The sequence below is a fragment of the Vagococcus allomyrinae genome (assembly GCF_017829975.1).
GTDB classification, from domain to species: Bacteria; Bacillota; Bacilli; order Lactobacillales; family Vagococcaceae; genus Vagococcus_D; species Vagococcus_D allomyrinae.
In genome coordinates, this window is record NZ_JAEEGA010000002.1 from 482,722 (window position 1) to 507,607 (window position 24,886).

Here is a 24,886-nt window from a genome sequence, read left to right on the forward strand (position 1 = left end):
ACAATTCTTAATCTATGCAAAAATAAAAAGAGGAACTAACTTATTTAGCTAGTTCCTCTTTCTCTCTTCTGATTAGTATATCATGAAGATCAATAAGGATTGGGTATTCACTTACTTGATCATTTAAAGTAGCCAAAAGATTACTCGCCTTTAAGAGAACAGGCTTAGTTATTTCATGTTTATGTGTGACTATTATGCTATCATAGCTTAATAACTCAGGATTATCAACCTCTAAAACCGAAAGCAATTCAATTTTAAAATCAAAATTTCTAATCGTCAAGTTCACTTCAGCAAGTATTGTAATCTGTCCATTTTCCGCAAAAGATTCATCAGTGTCTTCAAACGAAATTGATAAAGTGCTACTTTGATTTTTCTTTTTTGAAATTGATTTCACCTCAATCTCAGTAGCAGAAAGTTTCAATAAGCTAAAACCTAGTGATTCACTCATAATGTTACTACCTCTAATTCTTTAAATTTCTTCCGATCCGGAAGCACAACCTCTTCTTGTTTAAAAAGGTTCGATGTTATCTCCCTAATATTCGTAACGAAAGGACGTTTCGTTTTTATTTGACGGACATCAACATTGAATACCTCTTTCTTCTGAGGTATCCTTACTTGAAATTCATCTGTCTCAATATCTATCTGTACCTCAATAGTAATGGAGTCGAATGACTTACTAGATATGTTTTTTATATCAGATTCCAAATACTCATTCAAAACACTTGAGATATTAAGCAAGATATTTTTAGAGGTAAATATCTTCATTTTTGCGATTACTTTTTTGTATTCTTCTATCGAAAAATCCAAATCACCAAATTCATATTTCAAGTAATCTTCTTGACTTAAATCTAATAATTTCGCCATTTTGAGAATATCGAAACCACTATCTATTCGAAGGCTGAGTATTTTTTCTGACAATCCAGATTGTTCGGCCGAAACCTTATTAAATAAATCTGGTTGATATTTTTTTAGTAGATCATTAAATTTTTCAGGATTCATTTATATCAGCTCCTAACCAATAGTGATCATTTTCGTTTTCTATTATATCAATAACTATTCTATCAGTTTCCGCTGCACATAAGTCTGTGTAGTCTGATTTTTTATCGTTATCAACCTTAGTAAAACCGAACGTCATTGCGAATGCTGAGCTCAATTTACTATATAGAAAAAAGATGATTCTATGATGACAAAAAGTTTCATCCAGTCGAATTTCATAACTAAAAGAATGATGAGACAACACCTTTACAATTTGCGACCTCTGTAACGATCCCATTCGATTCTTCAGGCTTACCTCTATAGGTAACGTAGCCAGAGATTTATCTTTATTTACTATTGCTTGATCTTTTATTGAATAAACCTTCAAGTATTTCAATATTTGAAGAAAATTATCTGCCAAAAAAGGATCTTTAACAATGGTATTTTCAATCAACTCACTAGCCAAGGTTAACTCTGCATTTTCATTTAGTATAATTGAGCATATTTTAGTATCACTCATTACATCACCTTTATCATCTTCATTATAAGCAAATTGTATCACAAATAAAACTATTTTGTATCATTTTTTAGATTTTATTCTAATTAGCTAAACAAAAGCAATTTGATTATCAATGATAAATAGCCAAATAAAGCCATTCCTGTCGAAAAATTGTCATTCTTACAGTGTATTAACAACCTATTAAAGTTGTAATAATCCTTAGTCAATTGCCAACCTAATATCAGTATAATGAAATAATAAAAGTTTAAATGGTAAATTTTAATATCTTAAACGGTAAAAACCATGTTGTTAATCTGTAAAAAAATAAGCAATTTTCATATAGGAAAAATCCCGCTCACCAATTGATTAATATGCTATATTGAATAAGCTATCAATACAACCTAATAAATACGCACTCTATTTTTGCATTCCCATAATTTGTTGATAGCAAACAGATAAGCGTTCCCCGTATATTCGCCTATCTGTTTGAATAATCGTTCATTAAAATACTCCTTAATAATTCCGTAGGTTATCCTTCAACAAAAGAATAGCCTGTTTATTTTTTTAAAAATAGCTATTTATAAGTCTTGAATTTTTTCGTAAAATGCTGTATAAATAAATTATAGCTTTAGTACTCCATTACTAAGCGCTAACTCACTTTGGCCGTATATTACGGCACCTTAACTTTTATTTGTAGTTCCATTTTACTTGAAAGCGAGGTGAAGACCATGGGCGTACCTGAACTTCATGAGAAAATTAAACACTATCGATACTATTACACTACAAAAGAACCTACGCTAGGAACCAGTCATGTTATTCATAAAAAGGAATGTAATTTTTTGACTGATGACATTCTTGAGCGAGCATTCGTTGGTTTCGAAGCCTCTCCGCAAGAGGCACTCAGTAGAGCAAATAGGGAAGATAGCAAAAAATCCTACGTTCTATGTAACGATTGTTGCACTACAATTAGTCCTTAAACTTACTAGCCCCCTAAATATTTAGGGGCTTTTTATTATGTAAAGATACAAAAACTTGACCGTTCGTTAATAATACGTTAAATTTAAGATAGCTGCCGAACTTCGTTTTTTTGTTGAAAATCCTATAATCAATATTTTACACAATCTCAAATCGGTAGCGGACGGCCGGACAATAAAACTCCCTGGCTGTCTTTTAATTTGTAAAAAGTAACTTATTTATACAGCATCAAACACTTTCATTTAGCGATGCATAAATAAGTTATATGAAAGCGAGGTGAACATTTTGACCTTAAAAGAAATTGAAGATCGAATGAAAGAATACAAATACTATTATACTACCGAGACCTTAGAATCGGGTAGTGAATATATTATCCATGAAAAGGGGTGCGAACTTTTTACAGATGACATACTTAATCAACGATTAGTCGGTTTTGAAAGAAATGAAACCTCTGCATTAGAGCATGCTCATAAAAAATTTCCGACTCAATCATTCATACCATGTTACAAATGTTGTAAAAAGGAGAACAAATAATTTTCCTATATGAAAATTTCATCTCCAAAACCAACTAATGTGTTAGATTAAATTGGCTATCGATTATAACTTACCTTAAATGCACACGATATCTGCAACTCCGTAATTTAATTGGTAGCAATCAGATAGGCGTTTCCCGTATACTCGCCTATCTGTTTGAATAATCGTTCATTAAAATACCCCTTAATAATCCCGCTGGTTATCCTTCACCTGAAGAATAGCCTATTTACTTTGTAAAGAAATAGACAGCTAAAGAATTCTTAGCTGCATGCGACTAATATTAAAAATGTGGTAAACTCATCAAGTTATCGTAAACGCCATCATAATTACATGAACGGATATAAGAATCTTTATATAATGGGTGTACTGACTCTATATACGTTACATCACTCGTAGAGTTAAAATAATAATATTGACCTCCTATACCTAAATATTCAATCATTGTTTTGATTGGCCTTGTCTCACCTAATGCTAACAAAACTTCTATAATACTTTCTGTTCCTTGCTTTTCAGTATTCCTTATCCTGATATGGGTCACATGTTGAATCATAAATCTCCCCCTTTTTCAGAATATTATATACTAACTTAAAGTAAGTTGTAAATAACTATCACTTTTAAATTGGATATTTTTATTTTTCATACAATAAGTGAATTTTTCATATATGAAAATATCCATTCGCTAAATCAATTATATGGTATATTCAAATGGCTATCAATTTCTTCCTACCTAAAATACACACTATATCTGCAACCCCATAATTAGTTGATAGCAAACAGAAAGACGTTTCCCGTATGCTCGTCTTCCTGTTTGTTACCGAGTTCATATAACTATCGTTTTTAACACAAGAAAATAATAAAAATATCGCCATTTCAAACAATATGAGATATAATTTGATTACTACTATTTCATTGCTTTTGTGAGTATAGTCAATGTTTTGTAGTAAAAGACAGCCAGAATTTACGCTCCCTGGCTGTTTTTTTGTGTTCCGTCATTCTTCCATCTGGTGGTATAACAGACCATCCCAAAAAGTGAGGCATAATACCAAGAAATGCAAACTTAACTAGATTAAAACGTTGGAAGCAACAAGAGACTGTCTACCTCCTCATAGACAGACTCGGAATAAATATAACTGTCTTTATAAATAGGATGGGAGTCTGAAACAAGAAAAAGCTGTCCAAAATGGTCTCGGAAATAAAAATCTATGCCAAGAGAAATATATTCGATTACCGTTGAAACTAGAATGATATCTCCGTTGTCTAACAACACTTCATAAATACAGTCTGTACTACTAGTATCAATACCTCTTATTCTAATATTTGTTATAACATTATCCATTTTTACCCCACCCCTAATTATTTTTTATAACAAAAAAATATCATAACTTAAAAAAAAATAGAAGTAGTTAGCTTGTAAAATAATAAACACAAACTTGTTATTTTAACGAAGAATAAGTATTTTCATTTTTAAGTCGATTTTTATAATAATGTGCGATATAATCAAATTGTTACCACTTGTTTTCTTCTTCTATATTCAAAGTATATTTTCGAACGATATATAACAAATAGTGGTAACACGCAGACAGCCAAACCGAAACCGTGAGCGGTTTGGTTGTTTTAGTGTCTGGTTATTTCATACTAGGCATTCCTTTGATAAAGTTTTTCGATGCATGATTCAACATTTTGTAAGCTTCACTGAACTTACCTTCTTTATACAACCGCTCAGATTCATCCAAATCACTCTTAAACATATTGACTTTGTCCTCATTTGTTAATTTTGTTTGTCTCATTTGATTCCCCCCTCTAAAATGGTAACTTATTAGCGTTGAGCGCCCTCTGTAGAGCTTTAACCATATCGCTGACAGGACTAATCACGCCATCAACTGTGGTCCCTAAGGCTCGTTGTAGAGCTTTTACGTTCGCTTCTCCACATAATCCATCAATCTTGCCTGTATAGTAACCTTTAGTCGCTAGCCGTTGCTGTAAAGCGAAAATAACATTAGAACCAATCAAGCTAGTATCAAATTGTGCAGCATAGATGTATTGGTTATACGGTTGTTTATATTGATGGCTGATGATGCCATCCTTACCAGCTGTATTAAATATTTCTTGTAATCGTCTAGCCGTTCCATTTCCCCATTGACCATCAATAGCCAACTGACCTTGTTGTGAGCCACCTTCAGGGACTTCTACATTTTCACCTTCACCAATGATACGATAAAACCTATGTGCTAACTTAGTTCCCATATAAGCATCGTTTGTGTCTGTGGCGATCCCGTTATGAGTGTAAGAGCAATGAGTAAACGATCCATTACTCTTAAATACTCCAGTATGCCCTCCTGATCCAATTGAATTACCCGGATCCCCCGAAATGAAAATATCACCTCGTTTGACTTCACTGCGTGAGATTTCTTTGAGCAAAGTTCCGACAAGGCCGAACAAAGTGTCTGTGTTACCAGGATAGGACACTTTAAGAAAGCCCCCAGCTTCTAACGCATAGAATACGGCACTAGAACAATCGTAAGAGTTTGGGCCTAAACGCCGTTCCATTGAATAAGAAACACGTCCTTGACGATCATCAAACCATTTGATCATTGCTTCTTTACTGGACATTATTTATCATCCTTCCTTAAATCGTAATGAGCGTTAACCGTTTCAGATCCTTCCTTTACTGCTACATCTTCATGTTCCAGTCCTTTATCCTCTACTTTAATCTTCAAGGCCATAACAACTTTTTCTAAAAATGGTGGGATCCCCAAGTCCATTCGAACACAATTTTCAAGAATCGATAACGCGTCATTTAAAATAAGCCACACGGCTACTAAAAGACCAAAGAAAGCGGGATAAGGAAATTGGATCCCTAACTCTGATGCTAGATGAACCACTAAGAAATCAACCGTCATTCCGACAACTACCAGGACACCATACATTGACTTCTTAAGAATCCCCATAAATCCAATTTTAGACGAAAGCCCTTTTGTCTTATCCTCTGGAAACTTCAACTTTTCATACTTTGCTGCTGCCACTCCTGAACCATAATCAAAAATCATTTCGATTATCAGAAAGATCAAAACAGGATATAATATTCTTAACTGCGCTGACACAATTGCTCCAAATGTTACCAAAATAAATTTCACTCCTCCGCTTACTACATTTTCATTAATCATCGTAATACCTTCCTTTCTTTTCAAACAAAAAAATAAAAGAACCTAGTTTCCTAGGCTCTTGCTGTATTGGTCTTCTAATTCGTACACATGATCCTGAAAATCAGCGATGTCTTTTCGACATTCGACTTTATTTTCATTGTACAATTCTTTGTTTGTAATGTTTTGAGAAACAGTTGACGCTCCACCGATTTCTTGTGAAATCGTAGCGGACAAGTAGACTGCTTGGATTCCCTCAATTTCTGATGTACCTGTTATCGTGATTGAGTTAGTTGTTTTTAATGCCATCTTATTTTTCCTCCTCTTTAGCTGGTTCAAATTTCAATGATTCCAGTTGTTCGCACACAGTATCATAAATTGCGGCTTCTACGCCGCTAAGCTCATCATCCAGCTCATCCAAGGCATTCAGCAACGTTTGCATATGGGATAAAATTTCCGTACAATCAATAGCCACCTCCTCAAGCTCATGCTCGTTGATTGCCTTAATGCAATCTTTTCTATCTTGGTCAGTTTCAAAAAGAATAGTTCCAGTGTCATCGACAATCATTTCCCCGTCGTCTTCTCTCAACTTGGCGTATTCTTTTTGAATTTCTGTCCGTTGCTCACCCCTCTCAATAAATTTTTCGTTGATTCGATTGCACAATAAAGATCGGGAGCGTGATTTACGCCCCTTCAGCTTAATTTCTATTAAGAATTTGTGAGTCAGTTCTAGTTCACCATTTTTAAAATTGATAATATGTCCTGCCATTTTTAATTCTCTCCTTTTTATGTTGAAAAGTTTATGTTTTTCCATGTTGCAACAGTTCCGTCTGTTGTTCGAATGCTAGTAGGTATCTGCACCGCTCCGATGTCTGCTAATTTACGCACCACTCTCGCGATATCGGACATCTTAGTATAAGTGTTGTTCTGTACTAAATATAATTCTCGATCACCAAAGAACATTCCAGATTGTCTAGACTCACCCAACAATGCCGGATGATATACTGAATTTAGATATGATGTTGTGAATTTTAGAGTTTGAAACGCATTTTTAATACCCAATTCTCTATTCAAATATATTGTCTGATCGACATGCATTCCAGGATATTCTGATAACTTACCACGAGGATCCATATACATTAACATAGTATAAGAACTAGCAGTGGAGGTTAACTTGTAACCCCACGAAATATAAGATCCGGAATACTCCAATTGATTAGATATACCCCTTATCCCTGGTGATGACTCTATGTGAGCCTCACCTATACCTCCTATCTTCAAATTCCCTTCCCAGAAATCAATACCGTAGTCGCTGATCGCGGCCGCTAAAACACCATTCGTGTAGAAATTCAAAGATGTCGGAGATATTTTGATAGTATTTCCAATACTATTTATACCTACCATTATGGCATTGGCTGCTAGTTTATCAGCAGTGATCGACCCCGCCGCAATTCGATTCGCATTTAAATACCCAGATGTAATACTGGAAGCATCCATATTAATAATTTTGACGTTAGCAGCATTCAACGTCCCTGTAGTAATCTTTTCCGCATTTAAGTTGACAATACTAGCTGCTGGTATAAAAGCTGATCCTGTAAAAGTAACAGTTGCAGCTGACAGGATTAAACTATTCGTTTGGATCAACGTTTTGCCAGCTTCAAGATTTATCTGACTGATTGTGTCGCCCTTCTGAACCTTAAGATTAATTTGATCTTGTAATAACGTCAGTTGAGTCTTATCAGCCTTATTATTAGTTAGAGTATTAACCTCTAACGTGATCTGATTACCTAAATTTGCTATCTGGCCAGTATGCTCATTGGCTAAATTGGTTGTTTGTGTCCATTGATTGGCTAATTGAGTCACTTGGGTCTGATCAGCTTTGTTTGCCACAGTTGTTTGAATACCGGCAACTGTTTGTTCTAGTTTTGAAAATTCAGTCTTAGTCGCTAACTCTGATGACGATCTAGACCATGACATTGCTTTATTTCCCTTAACAAACATCGGGGAGTTTAAGTCAATATAACCTCCACCAGATTTTTGGATTCTTCCGATGAGAACAACTTTAGTACCCGTATTAGTTTCTGTCTGAGTCCAAGTTATCCAGTATAAGGCCCATATAGGCGTTAATCTTAAAGTGATCCCTCCATCAACTGCCGTTGATGTATTACCTTGAGAAGTGACCGCTTTAGTAGTAGTATTTGGAGAGTAAAAATGAAATGTTGCGACCCTGTTATTCACTGATGCTCGTGCATAGAAACTCAACGTATACTCCCCTGCAGCGGAAGGTATAACAGATGTTCTCGGACTATACATATCTATATAGGGGGATGAACCACCCGTTGCCCCCTCTGGCATCCTCAATATCCTATTTCCATTATAAGTCTCATTAGGAGGAAGAATTTCTATAGATGGTCCAATAACACCCCCAGTAAAGGTGTCTGTAGCTGAAAGTAAATTTTCACCACCAACTTGGATGTTTGCAACCGTTGAGGATAATCCATCAGTCGTTAGTTGCAATTGAGTCAGCTGTGTCGTCTGACCGTCTGTCTTAGTTATAAGACCTTCAATCTTGCCGCTCTGGACTATTAAAGCTCCTTCAGCAGCCGTCACACGGCCAGTTAAAGTATTTACTTCTGATTGATTAGACTTAAGAGCAATGTCGTTTTTATTTTGTGTTATTTGCGTCCCCTGGCTCGCAACTGTTCCTTGCAACAGATTGAACTGCGTTTGTGACACTTTTTGAGATAATTCTCCGTTAATATTGGTTATCTGCACTTGGACATCTTCTGGCGATTTATCCCACTGCATAGCTTTATTACCTTTTACCAACATAGGGGAATTAAAATCTACATAACCAGCACCCGCTTTTTGAATTCTTCCGATAATTACAGCCTTAGTTCCAGTGTTGGTTTCCGTTTGGGTCCACGTAATCCAATAGTACTGCCATGAAGTACTTAAACGAAGCGTAATACCTCCATCAACTCCAGCTGAGCTATTCCCTTGAGAGGTAACAGCTCGTGTAGTCGTGTTTGGTGAATAAAAATGAAATGTTGCAATCTGATTCGCATTCTCAGCTCTTGCATAAATGCTCAATGTATATTGCCCCGCAGCGGATACGTTCACCGTCGTTCTTGGACTATACATGTCTATGTAAGATGCAGTCCCTCCGGTAGCTCCTTTTGGCATTCGTAAAATTTTATTACCATTATAAGTCTCATTGGGAGGAAGAATTTCTATAGATGGTCCAATAACGCCACCAGAAAAATCACTCGTATTAAGCAATAAGTTTCGGCTACCGATTTCCATGTTTTCATAAGCATCAAGCGCTGCCTTAGCATCCGCCTTGATTGCTGGCAACTGATTATTAACACTATTAGCAAGTATCTGAGCTTGATTGGCTTGATCTTTTGCAAAGCCAGCTTCTGATACCGCTTGGATGGCTTTCGCATTTGACTCATCTGCCTTTGACATTGCAGTGTCAGCATCCTCTTTAGCTTGTTTTGCCTCTTCTTTGGCTTCGTCAATCGCTTCTTGAATTTTAGGATCGGGTTTAGTGCTCATAATAAATTCCCATGTAACGCCATCCCAAATGTAAAGCTCAACATCGTCTCCATTGGGTTTGTACCATGAGTCACCGACACTTTGAGCCGTCGGCGTATCTGGTCCACGAAAGACCATGTTTTTACCATTAGCAGCAATCTGGACCTCATTAATCGTTGTTTGTACTTGATTAACTTGTTTTTCAATGTTGTTGACAATTTGGCTAAATGTTGGTTTTGAGTGACCCAATTCAACCGATTCGTAACGGTCCATTAGTTGATCCCAAACAATGCGAATTACCTTTGCACTAGTATTAATATCAAACAACTCAAAATACACTGGAAGTTCATCACATAAATTGATTTCTTCCAGTACTGCTGTATCCTTATAATCAAGAACTTGCGTTAAGTCAATATACTCAATTTTCATTGATACGGATGGTACACCAACATTATTATTCTTAATATATTCTTCTGCTAATTTCTTAACCTTGGCTTTAGTTGGCTTATTATTCTCTGTATCAAACTCTCCAGATAGATCAAGTGGAAGAACTTTGCGATTAGGATACTTTAATACATGTTCAGAATCAAGAATATACCCATCAACCGTAATCATCTTTTCTTCGTCATTTTCTGTATATATCGCATACGGATAAACAGAGGTATAAGTGTTCATAATGCTTTCTTCTTGTTGTAAATCTGTTAGGTTTCGGCCATACGCAATAACTGTATTTGCACGCTTTCCCCTTTGTTTTAAAAGTGAAATATGGTAATTATCAAATTTGTACTCCCCACCATACTTATCTAAAATCGACCCTCTTACGCCACCCAAGGCTTGTCTCGGGTTTTGTACATCTTTAATATGCCAGTTAGTACTTGCAATTGTTGTAATATCACTAGACACCATGAACGGGTTAGAATCAAGAATCGCACCTTTCCAAACTGTTAGTGCTTCTTGGCAATTTAAAGTTAAGATATGAACGATCGGTTTCATCGCTAAGTCTTCGGCTAGTTGGGAAACATGAAAAGCAAAAACAGTGACATAACGTTGACCATTTTGTCGAAATTCTTTACCTACTTTGCTAATCCTAAAACGTTGATTCCTTAGATTGTGCCCCGCATGAGCTTTAATAATACGATTATTTTTCAACTCCTTAAAATGAGGACCATTAGTTGGATAGACCATTTCAAGGGTAAATATGCCATTCCTTTCCTCTGTGACATGAACTTTCGTAGCTTCTGATAATGGGCCCAGACCATAAGTGCTAAAACTAACCTCATTACTTTCGTATAAGATTGCATCACTCATAGTTTCGCCCCCAGTCTTGGTACAATTTTCATTTCAGTTACATTACCTGTCCAAGTGATGACTTGATTTCCTAACTCAATCACTGGAAATCCTCCGATGTCGACCATTTGCCCCCATTGCGGTCGTTGTCCATCGAGAGAATAAACAGATTTACTTTGAGAATCAATCACAATTCCTTTGTCAACTCCTACTAATTGCAATTTGCTTTTCCCAATATTCACGGTAATATTACCACTGCCAGTAATAGTGATTAACGGTTTAGCTATGGTATTCTCAGTATTATTAATTGTCTGTCCGTTAGCGACAATGAGTGGTTGCATTCCTGAAATCAAATATTTGATTGGCTTAAAACGAAACACTAATACACATCGGCCCATTCTACTAAGTAGTCTTTGTACGCTATACTCTTCAATGTGTTTAGCCTTGTACACATATTTCGTGTCTCCCGCATACTTAAAGTCATGCCATTTTTCTGGTCCAGTCCGTAGCCAATCAGTAATACGCTGAGACTCTTCTTCAATTCTTTTCCCCGGTGGCAAACGAATTTCACATGGAAAGGATCTACTCACTCCTTTTAGCCTGTCATTACTCATGGCCAGATCACCGTCGATTCCTGAGACTTCAACTAAAACAATGTCTTGTGCCGCACTTGTCAAATCAAACTCACTTGTAAATTTTAAATAGAACTCTTTTGCGTTTCTTCCAGCATATTCCATTATTCTAGTCTCCTTCCTTCGGTATCCATGACAAACGCCATGTCTTGCATAAACTTACGGATATCTTCTGTCCCACTCCAGTTAAAATTCGCTCCTTCAAACAATCCTCTTAAGTTTCTTTCACCTTTGCCACCAGCAATTGATTGCTTGATACTTTTCATTTCTGAAATCAATTGTGCAAGAATTCGTTCAGTTCCAGAATGCAGAGACTCTTGCGAGATAGTGGTGAACTCTTGTGGCTGTTTGAACGGAATCATACTGTTTTGTAGGTTCCTAACTAAACTCTGGTCTATCCCAACACCCCCTTCATAATTGGGGAACATTGCTTTGGTTAACCCAGCTGGCATTACTTGTGTTCCAGCTGGAGCATGAGGGATAAAAACATCTCTTCCTTGTGGTATAAACCAATTTGCACCAGGAAACCGGACTGCCTCTCGATGCAAAGCCCCCTTTTGATCGTTGACAATCATGCCACCGCCATAATGATAAGGGGTTCCTTTTTCCCTAGTCGCTACCATTGCACCTGGTGGCGCATCATTAATATTCTCCGCAAAGTAAACGGTTCTTACAGTAACTGTTTTATCATGGACATTGCTCATGGCATTGACATAATCATAGTAACCACTTAAGTCAGATAGCATTTGTAATGTCTTCGTATCTGGTGTCGTACCAATATACGTTTCTAAAGTTGATTGTGCGACTCGCAGTTTTGACATGACATCTGTGTTATCGCTCAAAAGTGTTTTAATATCAATTGGTAGATCGCTGAAATCTTTTAACGCTTTCTCAGCTTGTTTAACAGTGGGGGTAGACCCAGAATCATCGGATATCAATTGCTTTAATTCGATTGGGATTGCATTGTATTTACCCAACATTTCTTCTGATGAAGACAACACTTGGAATAATTCATAATTTTCAGCTCTCAAGTCCTTAATCAATGGATTGTAACTATCCCATAATCCCAGATTGAACATCGTCTCTGCCATTATTTCTGGTGTATTTGAATATAGTAACGCTGTCTTATCTTCCAAGCTCAACTCGTTCCATGTTCCCGCATCACGCAAAGCTTTAATAACTACTTCACTTGTGTTACTATTTAGAATTGCCGCTTTATCATCCCAAGCCATACCATCCCACCAACCATTTGCAATGGCTGCTTCTCCAATAATTAATTTAGCATTGGAATCTAAATTAGCATCATGGATAACTAATCTCATTTGGTTCCATGTATTTGTATCTTTAGTTGCTTCAGTGACAATTTCACGAGCATTCGTTTTAATATTTCCTTCTTTGTCAATCAGTTCTAAATTATTCCACGTTTGAGCTGCTTGCTTACCTGATTTCCCAAACTCATCAGCTGTCCAAGCCAAAGTTTGAGCATTTTTTTCAGCATTCTTTGCTAGACGATCCGCCATATCATTAGCACTTTCCAAAATCTCACGATTACTCGCAATCATATAACCAGCTGATTGGTCTGTTGCACTAATTAATTGGCCATTAGAAAGTAATACCTCATTCATCAATTCGGGATACTTTTGTAGAATAGTTGCCATTTGGTTGTCAAACCCATCTACAGTTGTTCTGTTTATGTCATCCCATGCTTTGATAAATTTCTGTGCAAACTCTCCATCCAAGTTATAGCCTAAGTCTTCAAGATACTTTTCCTTTTCTTGTCGACTAACCGTCATATGCTCGGCGGCAGCTTGTCTTTGTTTCCCTAAAGACTGTAACCATAATTTTGCTTCTTCTTCCGAAGCATTGGCGACGTCGCCCGTCATCGCTGATAACACTTTTTTCTTTTCGGCTGCTGACAAATCAAGAGTTTCAACGTATGCTTGAGTCGTATTTTTAGCCAAATCTTGGATAATTCTAGCTTCAGAAATATTTAGTTCTCGGTTATCATCAGATGCTTTCTTACGAATATCAGCTATACGATCATTATTTTGTTGAATAATCTCTAAAGAACTTTCTGCATTTGCCTTTTCCAGTTCTATTGATTCTTTTAAACTAGAGTCAATAGAAGCTGGTAACTCCTTGATTAATGTATCAAGACCCTCTATTTTTTTGATTAAACTCTGTTCAATCGTGTCTCCAATTTTCGCGAAATTGGATGCCATAGCTTCACTATTGCCATTAAAACCTTCGGCTAGTAAATCAAACTGTCCAGTTGCTTTTTGAGTGTTTTCCTTAATAGTGGTTAATGTTTGATCTGTTACACCACCTACATCAACACCCCAACGTTTAGTTCTTTCTGCTGAATTATATGCCTCTTCTCCCCAAAGTTTCCAAACTGCAACACCTGCTCCAACGACAGCAGTAATTCCAAGAACCCACGGTGCGGCAGCAATTAGTGCTGTAGCAAAACCACTTGTTCCCACCGTTGCCCCAGCAGTTGCCACATTAAGTGCTCCAACTCCCGCTTCGGCAACTTTAGTTGCACCACCTAACTCCAGCAGTCCAAATTTCCCTTTTCCTAACCACTGAATTGCTTTTCCCGCACCGACTGACAAGCTACCAAAGCCTTTGGTTAATGAACCAATCATTATTAATACCGGTCCACCAGCAATTGCAATAGCCCCCAAAGCCAATGCAAATTTCTTTGATTCTGGGCTTGCATCCGCAAACCCTTGAATCATGCCCTTTAGCCATTCAATTAGTGGTGCAGATTGCTCTAAAGCATCTGCAATGACTGGTAATAATTCATTTCCGAAGCTAATCGCTAAGTCGTTAATTTTATTTTTGGCGATCTCAATTTGATTAGCTGTTGTTCCATATTTAGTTTCGGCTTCTTTAGTTAATGCAGTATTTTCTGACCATGCATTATTTGACATAGTAACAGCTTCGCCTACTTTATCCGAAGCATTGGCCGCACGAAGTAAACTATCACGGAGCCTAACTTCTTTGATGTTCATATTATCCAACATCATAATGGCGCTTTGGCCCGTCTCATCAGCATTTGCTAATCCTTTAATAAAGGCTTCAATTGCTCCAGTGGCATCTTCCTTAAAAGCTTTTGAAAACTGTTCACTACTCATGCCTGCAACGTTTGCAAAATCTTCCAATGACGTTTTTGATTTGTCGGCTTCTTTATACATCTTCTTAAAGTCTGATGATGTCATCCCTAGACTTTCTGCTAAGCCTTTTAAGTCTTTTCCGCCTTTACCAACAATTTGGCCAACTTCGTCTAGGGTTAGACCAACGCTTCCCGCCATTTCGCCTAATTCACTAAATGAGCCAGTTCCTTTTTCGACAGCCAATTGCATGTTTATCATCAGCTTGCTAAAGGCTGAGCCACCTGCTTCTGCTTCCAAACCAACACTTGAAAGAGCAGTCGCCATTCCAAGAATGTCGGCCTGATTCATGTTGATTTGTGTTCCCGCAGCACCTAACCGCATAGCCATATTCATAATGTCAGCTTCTGTTGTCGAAAAGTTGTTCCCTAATTCAACAATCGAAGAACCCAATCGATCAAAGTCTGTTTGTGACATCTTCGTGACGTTACCGAACTTAGCCATCGTAGCTGCACCTTCTTCACCAGCAAGGTTGGTAGCAACCCCCATATCAGCAATAGTTCGAGTAAACTTCTCTATATTTGGAGTTTCTATCCCCAACTGACCAGCAGTGGCAGCTAACTGCGCTAACTCTTTGGCTGAGACAGGTATTTCAGTAGCCATCTTCCGGATACCATTGGACAAGTTGTCTAATTCTTCTGCCGTTCCGTCAACTGTTTTCGTCACATCTGAAAAGCTGTGTTGATAGTCAATAGCAGCTTTTGCTCCCGCAATTGCAACGCCCGCAACAGCAGCACCAGCAACCGACCATTTCTTTCCAGCCGATATCATGCCATCTCCAGCAGCCTGAGCCTTGGAACCAATGTTTTCTAAACCTTCACCTACTGTTTTATATCCGCTCGAGTTATAAGCCATCGTTGCAGAAAGTTGTTTATATTCAGCTTCCAATTTTTGGATTTCTAAAGCTGTTTTGTTATAATCCAGTGCCGCCTTTTGTGCCGCTTGGCTATCGCGACCTTTTGTCTCAATCGCCGTTTTCATTTTTGCATCGTAAGTATCTAATGTTTGTTTTTGAAGATTGATTTGCTTCGTCAGTCCCTCAAGTTGCGCCGCGCCTGTTTTAGTTGATTGCCCAAAACCAATAACACCTTTACTGGCGAGTTCTGTTTCTGACTTCGCTATTTTAAGCTCCCGCTTCATCGCTGTTAGATTTTTGGAAAAATCAACTGTATCAAGCGCTACTTTGGCACTTAATACGCCTAAACTTCCACTTGCCATGTTTTACCTCCTTTCTAGAAAGGTAATTGGTCCGCATATTGATAGACAGGCTCACTGCTGACTTCATTGGACCACTCGCCAAATTCTAATTCTTGTGTATAAAAGAAATCCTCGTCATCAATTTTCTCTGGACTCCACTTATACTTTTCCATAAGATATTTGTAGAATTTTTTAACAAAATGCATCGGGTCCATGTCATTTGGGGACGAGACTACTTTCCCTCACTATCCACCTCTGGTTTTCTTTTTCCACCATTTGTTTGGATATCGTTAAGCACACCAAAGAAGAACTCATAAAAATCTTGCATGCCTTCACCTTCAAAATGTTCTTCAAACACTTCAATCGGTATACCAAAGTACGCGTGAATAAGCTCAAGAGCTTCATCCATTTGCTGAGCGGTATTGCTTCCTGACCCAAAAAACTCATCGCCGTATTGTGTGACCATCTCTAATGCACGTCGCATCACTTTGAAAGAAATGACTTTACTTTTATATTTCTTTTCTTTTCCGTTAACTTTTAGTTTTAGTTCCATTGTTTTCCCTCCATATCAAATAAAAAGGCTAACCACTAAGGTCAACCTTTTCTTTTATTTGTTAAGCAGCTTCTCCAGCTTCTTCCGTCACTTCTTTGAACCATTTTTCGGTAATTGCTTTTACTTCTTCTTTGCTGTCATCGCCATTTAACTTATAGTTAAATTTCCCGTCAAAATCACGAGGCATTGACTTCCCTGTAATTGTAGGTGTTTGGAAGTTGATACTTTCACCTTTTGTCGTAAAGGTCTCCCCGAATGGTGTGAAACGAGTTTTATATAAGATACGATATTGGAATCCACCGCCAACCCCTTTAGATAATGGAATTCGGAAAGCAATCGCAAATAACGGGGCTTCATCTTCCGTAGAAGTCGTTACTCCACCATGTTTATCCACTTTTCGACCTAATAATTTCGCTTCAATACCTGGTAGTAGATCATTCGTATGGAGACTAATATCATAACCCGTCGTAAAACTTTCAAATTCATCTAGTGCATCATCGCCATATAAAGACCCATCAGTATTTTGAGGGTTCATGCTCACTTCAATTGCTTTTGCAATACGAAAAGGCTCCCCATAAGTCGGTAATGCATCAGCTGTTTCTTTATCAATTTCCCATGCAAATAGTTGCTGTACGCCAATTTTAGCCATAATCTTTTTCCTTCTTTCTACTCGTAGACCGAGTGTTCAATTTCTTGTGTGTATAACAATACTCGATTCGTGATTGTTGTTTTTTCATCAAATAAAATAGGGACATTCGCTAAACGAATAAATCCCATCTCTTTCATTTTTGAGTCAATAAAGTTTTGAACTCTTCCATGACTACCATCTGTTGAAACTAACGAAATCTGATACGTAATCATGCTAGTTTGTTCCTCGTCATCCGCATGCATCTCTGGGTCGTTTCCTGATTCAAAGACGGAAATCGCTGGATATTGGGCATGAGGTAGCTTGTTAGCTGATATATTTGGTACTTTATTGACTTTCACCACCCAGTTTATCGCTTCTGGAATGCTAGCAATCGTTTGGACAATCGTTCTTGTCATATCAATGATCATGTTCCAAGCACCCTCCTTAACCCTTCCACCTGTATTCGTCTTACATCAGCTTTCTTAACAACAATCGATCGTTGCACAATGTGTTGTGGGGCAATGCCCTTCGAATTGCCCATAGAAAAAGTGCCAAACTCAACAAAAAACATTCGCCACGCCGTTTTTTGATAGCCCACCTGCAAATGTTTTTCATCGGACATGCCACCTTTTACATTAGTAATCACTACGTCATCTGCTGCGTGGCCGTCATTAAACTTATGAACTGCATCAGAACGGTTCGTTCTGCTCTCTATTTCTTGTTTAAGAGGCTTGGCTGATTCTTTGAGAACTTTGTTTACACCACGATTCATTTTTTGCTCGGTTAAATCAAGGTTCTTCATGAGCTCGTCTATATTAAACTCAATTCCGTCCGCCATCAGCCTTCACCTCTCCCATGATAATTGTTTCTTTGCCAAATCCATCTGGGTCACCGACTGTAATAACATCATAGACCTCGCCATCACAGTAAAAGCACATATCATTTGTAATGAGCTGTGTATATCTTAATGCCAACCGAACACGTTTTGTTGCAGTATTTGCAAGACTTTCTGTTTTTTCTTGGCTAATTCCTACCAAGTTTTTCTTGTTACAATACCTTTTCTTAAACGGCACAAAATTAGGCACAAGATTGCCACCATCATCATATGTGTATGGGTCATCAGGATTAACAAAGAAAAATTGGATTCGCTTGTTATACCGTGCTATCTTGGTTCGCTTCGCCATCCCCCTCACCACTTTCTTTTATACTGTACTTCATCGAATTTACTAGTCCCTGAATGGAGAGGGGGAACATGGCAATATTGTTTACTCCCTCATTCATTGCTTCACGATTTTCCATCATGAACCCTACCAACATCGATAATACCAATGGTAATAGGTCACTTGTTTCATCATAAGCATCTCCATTTTTCAGTATCACAATGGCTGCTGCTAACCGTCCTTTTACCATACTAAGGTCTTCTTCTTCATAACGCAGTTCTTCAACTAATTGTTCCGCTGTAATCATCTCAGCCATTGACTCCACCTAATTTCTCTCGAAGTACATCATTAGTATCAGACTCATCATAAGGAATGTTGCGCTTGTCCAACTCTGCCCACAATTGGGCTTTCTTCATCGTCTTAATGTTTAAAGGCAATTCAGTTACTTCGCCCCCGAACGCTGAGGGCGCTACTCGTTTCCCGCTGGCACAGCGGTTAAATCAATTTCACCCCAAATAGCCGCATCATCATCCCATAGTTGGGCATCGAAGCGGTCAATAACACGAATATCCGTTGTATTTCTTGTAAATGATTTCCCACCAACGTCAGTGGCTTTAATTTCATAAACACCACGATCAAACACAATAGCGGCTTCTTTTAAGTCTCCCATGATGATTGGGGCCTTTTTAGCAACTGTTGGCAAGAATTTATTCCCCAATGTCACAACAGGATAAGACCCGAACAACAATTTTTTAGTGGCATCAACTGGGTTAGGTTGTAAAATGTACTTCCCATCTTTGTCTTTTAGCTTATCTAAAAAGTTAAAAGCATCTTGATTCATCACGGCACTTGAACTTGCTAGTAATTCTGGGTCTAATTCCACATTGTAAACATCTTTCAAACTATCCACGTCTGTAATTGCCGCTTTTTTAGGTAATGTCTTTAACAATACCAAAATCGTCACGTTACGAGTAATGATTGATTTTTTCGCAATCCACTTGTAGACATAAGCCATAAGGTTGGCATCATTGTCTTGCAATAATGTGTTTGGGATTGGTAAAATACCCGCGTAGTCCTTGATTGCATACTTTTTATTCTGGAACTTAGGATTTTCGATTTCCCCAATTTCATCCCACTCTTCAATGCTTGCGAATGGTGTAATATCGGCCAATTTCTCTAAAACACGGGAACCAGATTTTGTCATAACCATTTCAACCGTTACAAGGTTTTCCAACGCAATAAATTGACGACGGAACTCATTGATTTTTGTCTGCATATCAACCGGAATGATTAAACCGCCCTCTTCATCAACTGAAGACTCAAATTTCCGAATGTTTTTCACTCGTTCAAAGATTGCTTCATCATCACGAGTCACATTTTTCCCACGAATCGCTTTTAGGAAGACTTTCGTATACCTTGCTTCTACTTCATCGTCTTCCAGTTCATCCAGTCCCCGTTCATCATGCTCATCTTTACGTGCTCGTTTGACTGATTCAGGGTCTGGATCAATTGGTGGGTTTTCTAAACCACGGGCTTCAATTTCCAAATCTAACAAGTCACGGGCTTCTTTCAGTTCCGCCACTAAAGCGCGTAATTCATCGACACTTTTCTTCTCGCCGACTGCATCGTCATAAGCTTTCTTACGTTTTGCCACTAATTGGCGTAATTCTCTTTCATTCATAGGTTTTCTACCTCTTTCAATTTTTTATATAAAAATAGAACCAACACAATTAAGCGTATGATTCTGCTTCTAACGAAAGTAATTCAATTTCTTTTTCCCAATTCAATGAACGCTTCTGGTTCTCCAAATCATCAACTAATTCTTTACTTCTGACACCAACCACTGCTTCCGTATCCGGATAAGCTGGTGTTGTGACAACTGAAACGTCAAAAATACGGCTAATTTTATTGATTGTCCGCTCGTATATCTTCATTTCTTCATTTTCTTGCCAATCCTCTGCCCCTTGTTCTCGTTCCACAGTAAAGGCAAACGAGCATTGATTAACGATGCCTTGACGAATGTTTTCCATTAGGTCGCGAGAATAACTTGTTTCGGTTGGCTTTACAACAAACTTAAGGCCGATACCATCAACTTCAAGTTCCACGTTAATACCAGAACGTCCGAGAATTTGGCTTTCATCATGGTTAAACAGCGCGACAACATTTGTCATGTCAGCCTCTCTCAAGCACTCCCTTGCCAATCGCTCTCGAAACCAGCCACCAAGAACTTCACTCCACCGCTCAAATTTCAAAGCGTAACCTTCAATGACTTCTTCCATCGCGCCATCTTCACCACGGCGCTCAACAAGACTAATCGTTGTCGTTACTTGGCGTAGCTCCTTCTTCCCCGTTTTTATCTTCATCTTCTAAAATCCCTCCTTCCTTCAGCGTGCCATCATCCTTGACTAGCTTATAAACTCCCGCTTTCGTATTTTGTAGAACTTTTATATTACTTGCTGGAGTCCAGTTTAATGTGATGAATGGCTCAGTACTCCACTCTTCGTCATATGGTGAATCTTCATTTGAGGCACGAACATCATCCAGTGTCTTTGCCCCCGATTCTATTTGAATCTTATGAACTTCTGCTCTTGTTTTCGAATCACCACGAAGCTCAGAATCCAAATTAAATTTGACATAATAGTCTTCTTGCTCCTCAAGAGTAAAAGCTTTTGTGTTGAATTCTAGTTCAATACGGGTTATCCACGGTTGTAGCGTATTTTTAACGTACTCTAAGGCTTGATGTTCAATATTGGCATACGTTGCCCGCCCAAGCTCATTCACTTTATGTAACGGCATTTTGTAGATTGCCGTAATTTTTTGAGTGTTGTATTTTTGTGATTCAATAAACTGCATGTCTTGCTGGGACAGCCCCATTTGTTGATAATCTAGCCCACTATCGATGACAGCAATGGCATCCGTTCCATTTACCTTTTTCCACTCTTCTTTCACACGGTCCTTAGCTTCTTTACCTAATACACCTGGTACTTTTAAAATCCCGTTCGGTGTCCCACCTTCTTGAATCATTTTGATGTTATAATCATTGGCCATCTCATTCGCTTGTACACGATCAGCTATAACTTGAATAGGAGATAAGCCATTGATACCATCTCTGGTAAAACCTTTGATGTGAATGATTTCCCACGGATAAAAGGTTCTGACTTTGTTTTTTAAAGTAGTTTGATAATAGAGCTTTCCATCACTACTAATAACAGGTTTGGTTGAGCTTGATAAAGGGAGTAATTTTTCTATTTCCCCATCTTCATCAAAAGCAATTAATGAAAAGTGTTGCCCGCTTATCAGACAATCGACCATTAACAGCTTGATATAATCACTTGTATTCATGTATTCGTTTGGGCGACCAGCTAATAGCTTCGCCAGCTTGTGTTCCTTTTTTCCAACTCGAACAATTTTATCGTCTTTTGTTCGATATACCTTTATTGGTAATTTGGCCACATCGTCACTCAAAGTGTTAACACACGAATAAATATCATCAAAAATATCCGCATTTCCTTCACGAATCTTTTTTCTGTTGCTTTTTCCAAATAAATCCATCAAAAAATTGAAGCCACCGCCTTCCGGACGTATTGCTTCTTTGGTTGGCTCACTATTCCTTTTCTCACGCGTGGTTTGTGAGAAAAGAGTTTCTACAATCATTTATCATCACCCCCTTTCTTTCTTTGATAAATGGCCACAATGACAGTTAATACAACACCTGTCACAAAGAAGCCCAAATCTACATTAAAATTAAAGATTGGGTATAGAATCATCAACATCCCGATAACAAAAATAATGTCGAATAATGCATTGCGCATTTAGACCACACCTTTCATTTCTTCTTTTTTTAAGAATGCCAAATAGTCATTCAGTCTTACTTTGTATTCACTTGCCGAAATATTTCCTTCGGCCAACTCCTGTTTAATGACTTCCAAATATTTAGGATACCTCTCCATTTGAAATTTTCCATGGATGACAGTGATGTCATAACCGGGAAATTCTACACCGAGAATATGCTTTACTTTTTCTATGCCACTTTCTGGCAAAATTAGGTCTCCGAGAGCGACAACTAGATGATTTTCCCCTTCAATCAAATGTGTTTTCATTTTAGAATCCCAACTTTCACTTCATAATAACTTTTGGGATTATTCATCACATGATCATGAACTTTTTTCATCTGCTTCACTAGTCGTAACCTTGATAGAATTGCTAGATACCACATGACTAATTTAAATCGTGGTTTTAACATCACGGTTACAGGTACAGTTAAATTTGAATAGTTTGCTTTTTTATTCATTATTTTTCAGCTCCTTAAAATGTGAAATCATCACTCATAATTCTTTCGTTCAAGTCAATCCTCTGATTATCATACATTGCTCTGGCAAAGGCGTTGATGACTCCCGCGGCTGGGTCAATTCGTTCTTTTGATACTTTTTTGCCGATCATGACGTTTTCTTGTTCATCCATTTTTAAGACAGCATTTCCTAGCGCCCACTTTAAAACAGGGTCATCAAAATGCTCCACTTTACCGCTATAAACTGCTTCTCGAAATTCTTTTGTAGGTATACTCAAATGTGAAATATTTTGTGGAATTTCCACGTTAGTAATGCCACTGGCTTCAAGCTCTTGAACCAAATGTAGAGCGTTCCATTTGTCGTAACCATTTTCCAAAATATTGTTATCTTTATGGAAATCTAGAATCCACTGTTTAACAAAGCGATAATCGACAACATTACCAGGTGTTAATTCTAAACAGCCGCTTTCTTTAAATAAATCGTAGCGTGTTTGATCTCGGCTCATGCGTTCACGATAATTCTCTTCAGGCATAAAGGAATGCTGGAACACTCTGAATTTACCGCCTTTCACAGCGACAATTCCCACACTGGTTAAATCCGTAGTCATGGATAAATCGACTCCTGTGTATGTATTCCATCCCTCCAATAATAGTTTCATATCCTTGTTGGAATAGGTTTGGATTCGACACTTTTGCCATTTAGCCATATCCATATAACCATCTTCTTTCTGGTCAACCCAAATGTTCATGTTCTTAGTAAGGAAGGCCCGCATTTTTTCAGGCTGTTCCAACGCAATTCTCAAGTCACTACGTAGAGCTTCTAAGCCACGTTCATAAGTAGCCACAATAGGATTAGCTTTAATCCAGTTAGATTCATCTTTGACATCGTCCCCCACATCTAACTCATATATAGCAATAAAGATTTCTTCGTTTTCTGCATCATCGTCAGGATCCAATATTCTTGTGTAATACTGATAATCTGAATAGCACGGCACGTTCAAATCCAATCCCGCAGTTGTAATAACTACTAATAACGGATTCTTTCGTGCCACCATCCCCGTCTTTTGTGTGTCACGTAATTCAGATGTTTGATTATCTTTGTATTCATCAAGAACCGCTAAACTTGGGTTTGTCCCATCCCCTGTTTTCCGTGCTTCACGAGACAATGCCTTAATGACAGACCCATTATTAAGAACGGTAATTTTTTGATAGGCGTCACTAAACTTTTCTCGCAACATGTCCACTTTTCTAATTTGAGAAAGAGTTTCGTTGTACACCAATTGAGATTGTTCTCTCGTCCAAGACGAAATATAGATTTCTTCTTGTTCATCAGACAAAAATGCCACGTATGAAACCACGATGGCCAAAAACTGACTTTTGGCATTCTTACGTCCCACTTGGATGTAAACTTCTCTAAATCGTCTCAGGTCATTAACTTTCTGTTTGAAACAAAAAATATTAGCAGCCAAAAACAACTGGTAGTCGGTTAAATCGATTAGCTGTCCCGCTAAAATTCCTTTTGTGTGTTTAAACATGCCTGACCATCGATTAAACTTCAAGAGTTCATTCCAATCCACATAAAAAGGATAGTCCTTACTTTCAATTTGCTTTAAATCCTTAAAGAATCGTCGCACCATCCATTTGGTTTTTTTCCCCGCTTTGATAGTGCCGTTCTCGATGTCAGTCGCATATTTGATGACTCTGGTTTGGAGTTCCAGTTTTTCTTCTTCAAAGTTCATCTCTTACGCCCTCTTTCCAATTGTTGCACCAAACAAAGCTTCTTCGGCCGTCTTTTCTTTTGGTTTTTCTTTCGGTTTCGGTAAAACCAACTTCCCGCGGCTGCTGATAGATAACCCTAAATCGGTTGCCGCTGCTCTCGTCTGTTTGAATAACCTCTCTTGAATTTTAGAAAGCTTATCAAACTGATCGAGATTATCAATGGCCTTGGGTTTTAACAGTGTTTTACTGACTTTCTGATAGTTTTCTTCTGACACTAAGTATCTAGCCAGTGCTTCATTATCAAGGTTGGTCATGATACCAATTTCCAAAAGTTCGTTTGCAATTTCGCTAAACTTATCTTTCAGTTTTTTTGGCAAGTATTTTGGTGGCTCGACTTTATCAGCTGGTGCCACAATTTTTGTTTTTTTACGCTCTTCAATTTCTTCTTTTGTCAGGTGTGTTTTCCCTTCAAATTCTAAAATCTCAATCGGTTTTCTTGGTCTTCCAGCCATAATCTTTCACAACCTTTTCCAATTGTTTGTTATACTATTTGATTATTTTTATCTAACACAAAAAGATACTC

General features: G+C 37.8%; 26 protein-coding genes. All 26 read right to left on the bottom strand.

The window, feature by feature from the left end; all coding sequences use genetic code 11:
- Positions 1–40 precede the first annotated feature (40 nt).
- On the bottom strand, positions 41–448 hold the full coding sequence (locus tag I6N95_RS04925; protein ID WP_209525244.1) for a hypothetical protein: 408 nt from the start codon (positions 446–448) through the stop codon (positions 41–43).
- Positions 445–999 carry a hypothetical protein gene (locus I6N95_RS04930; protein WP_209525245.1) on the bottom strand — a complete coding sequence of 185 codons (555 nt, stop codon included), beginning with the start codon at positions 997–999 and terminating at the stop codon, positions 445–447. The genes I6N95_RS04925 and I6N95_RS04930 overlap by 4 nt, the downstream gene beginning before the upstream one ends.
- On the bottom strand, positions 989–1,537 hold the full coding sequence (locus I6N95_RS26930) for a hypothetical protein (RefSeq protein ID WP_245249246.1): 549 nt from the start codon (positions 1,535–1,537) through the stop codon (positions 989–991). The genes I6N95_RS04930 and I6N95_RS26930 overlap by 11 nt, the downstream gene beginning before the upstream one ends.
- A 1,726-nt stretch (positions 1,538–3,263) precedes the next feature.
- Positions 3,264–3,533, bottom strand: a complete 270-nt coding sequence (locus I6N95_RS04940) for a hypothetical protein (protein WP_209525246.1) — start codon at positions 3,531–3,533, stop codon at positions 3,264–3,266.
- A gap of 1,075 nt (positions 3,534–4,608) precedes the next feature.
- Positions 4,609–4,770 carry a hypothetical protein gene (locus I6N95_RS04945; protein WP_209525247.1) on the bottom strand — a complete coding sequence of 54 codons (162 nt, stop codon included), beginning with the start codon at positions 4,768–4,770 and terminating at the stop codon, positions 4,609–4,611.
- 13 nt (positions 4,771–4,783) lie between these two features.
- Positions 4,784–5,593 (bottom strand): C40 family peptidase, encoded by an 810-nt coding sequence (locus I6N95_RS04950; RefSeq protein ID WP_209525248.1) that lies wholly within the window; start codon positions 5,591–5,593, stop codon positions 4,784–4,786.
- Entirely contained in the window at positions 5,593–6,147 is a 555-nt protein-coding gene (locus I6N95_RS04955; RefSeq protein ID WP_209525249.1) for a phage holin family protein, read from the bottom strand. Before I6N95_RS04955 ends, I6N95_RS04950 begins: the two co-directional genes overlap by 1 nt.
- Before the next feature lie 42 nt (positions 6,148–6,189).
- Entirely contained in the window at positions 6,190–6,432 is a 243-nt protein-coding gene (locus I6N95_RS04960; RefSeq protein WP_209525250.1) for a hypothetical protein, read from the bottom strand.
- A 1-nt stretch (position 6,433) separates the two neighbouring features.
- Complete coding sequence (locus tag I6N95_RS04965; protein ID WP_209525251.1) at positions 6,434–6,937, bottom strand: DUF1617 family protein; 504 nt, start codon at positions 6,935–6,937, stop codon at positions 6,434–6,436.
- Positions 6,910–10,971, bottom strand: coding sequence for a phage tail spike protein (locus I6N95_RS04970; protein WP_209525252.1), 4,062 nt, complete (start codon positions 10,969–10,971; stop codon positions 6,910–6,912). Before I6N95_RS04970 ends, I6N95_RS04965 begins: the two co-directional genes overlap by 28 nt.
- Positions 10,968–11,687, bottom strand: coding sequence for a hypothetical protein (locus I6N95_RS04975; protein WP_209525253.1), 720 nt, complete (start codon positions 11,685–11,687; stop codon positions 10,968–10,970). Before I6N95_RS04975 ends, I6N95_RS04970 begins: the two co-directional genes overlap by 4 nt.
- Positions 11,687–15,976 (bottom strand): phage tail tape measure protein, encoded by a 4,290-nt coding sequence (locus tag I6N95_RS04980; protein ID WP_209525254.1) that lies wholly within the window; start codon positions 15,974–15,976, stop codon positions 11,687–11,689. The genes I6N95_RS04975 and I6N95_RS04980 overlap by 1 nt, the downstream gene beginning before the upstream one ends.
- 211 nt (positions 15,977–16,187) lie before the next feature.
- Entirely contained in the window at positions 16,188–16,508 is a 321-nt protein-coding gene (gpG, locus tag I6N95_RS04985) for a phage tail assembly chaperone G (RefSeq protein ID WP_209525255.1), read from the bottom strand.
- A 61-nt stretch (positions 16,509–16,569) separates the two neighbouring features.
- Positions 16,570–17,157, bottom strand: a complete 588-nt coding sequence (locus tag I6N95_RS04990) for a major tail protein (protein ID WP_209525256.1) — start codon at positions 17,155–17,157, stop codon at positions 16,570–16,572.
- Positions 17,158–17,174: 17 nt separating this feature from the next.
- Positions 17,175–17,564, bottom strand: coding sequence for a hypothetical protein (locus I6N95_RS04995; protein WP_209525257.1), 390 nt, complete (start codon positions 17,562–17,564; stop codon positions 17,175–17,177).
- Entirely contained in the window at positions 17,561–17,974 is a 414-nt protein-coding gene (locus tag I6N95_RS05000) for an HK97-gp10 family putative phage morphogenesis protein (RefSeq protein WP_209525258.1), read from the bottom strand. Before I6N95_RS05000 ends, I6N95_RS04995 begins: the two co-directional genes overlap by 4 nt.
- Positions 17,958–18,320 carry a head-tail adaptor protein gene (locus I6N95_RS05005; RefSeq protein WP_209525259.1) on the bottom strand — a complete coding sequence of 121 codons (363 nt, stop codon included), beginning with the start codon at positions 18,318–18,320 and terminating at the stop codon, positions 17,958–17,960. Before I6N95_RS05005 ends, I6N95_RS05000 begins: the two co-directional genes overlap by 17 nt.
- Complete coding sequence (locus tag I6N95_RS05010) at positions 18,289–18,612, bottom strand: hypothetical protein (protein WP_209525260.1); 324 nt, start codon at positions 18,610–18,612, stop codon at positions 18,289–18,291. Before I6N95_RS05010 ends, I6N95_RS05005 begins: the two co-directional genes overlap by 32 nt.
- 153 nt (positions 18,613–18,765) lie before the next feature.
- Positions 18,766–19,977: a phage major capsid protein gene (locus tag I6N95_RS05015; protein ID WP_209525261.1), complete on the bottom strand. Its 1,212-nt coding sequence runs from the start codon at positions 19,975–19,977 to the stop codon at positions 18,766–18,768.
- A gap of 49 nt (positions 19,978–20,026) precedes the next feature.
- Positions 20,027–20,659 carry an HK97 family phage prohead protease gene (locus I6N95_RS05020; RefSeq protein WP_209525262.1) on the bottom strand — a complete coding sequence of 211 codons (633 nt, stop codon included), beginning with the start codon at positions 20,657–20,659 and terminating at the stop codon, positions 20,027–20,029.
- Entirely contained in the window at positions 20,607–21,950 is a 1,344-nt protein-coding gene (locus I6N95_RS05025) for a phage portal protein (protein ID WP_209525263.1), read from the bottom strand. Before I6N95_RS05025 ends, I6N95_RS05020 begins: the two co-directional genes overlap by 53 nt.
- The gene (locus I6N95_RS05030; protein WP_209525264.1) at positions 21,947–22,108 is read right to left on the bottom strand and encodes a DUF1056 family protein; all 162 of its coding nucleotides are present in this window, start codon (positions 22,106–22,108) and stop codon (positions 21,947–21,949) included. The genes I6N95_RS05025 and I6N95_RS05030 overlap by 4 nt, the downstream gene beginning before the upstream one ends.
- Positions 22,109–22,396, bottom strand: a complete 288-nt coding sequence (locus I6N95_RS05035) for a hypothetical protein (RefSeq protein WP_209525265.1) — start codon at positions 22,394–22,396, stop codon at positions 22,109–22,111. It lies immediately after the preceding gene.
- A complete protein-coding gene (locus I6N95_RS05040; protein WP_209525266.1) occupies positions 22,393–22,587 on the bottom strand; it encodes a hypothetical protein in 195 nt (64 codons plus the stop codon). Before I6N95_RS05040 ends, I6N95_RS05035 begins: the two co-directional genes overlap by 4 nt.
- A 14-nt stretch (positions 22,588–22,601) precedes the next feature.
- The gene (locus I6N95_RS05045) at positions 22,602–24,323 is read right to left on the bottom strand and encodes a terminase large subunit (protein WP_209525267.1); all 1,722 of its coding nucleotides are present in this window, start codon (positions 24,321–24,323) and stop codon (positions 22,602–22,604) included.
- Between the two features lie 3 nt (positions 24,324–24,326).
- Positions 24,327–24,815: a phage terminase small subunit P27 family gene (locus I6N95_RS05050; protein ID WP_209525268.1), complete on the bottom strand. Its 489-nt coding sequence runs from the start codon at positions 24,813–24,815 to the stop codon at positions 24,327–24,329.
- Between the last annotated feature and the right edge of the window lie 71 nt (positions 24,816–24,886).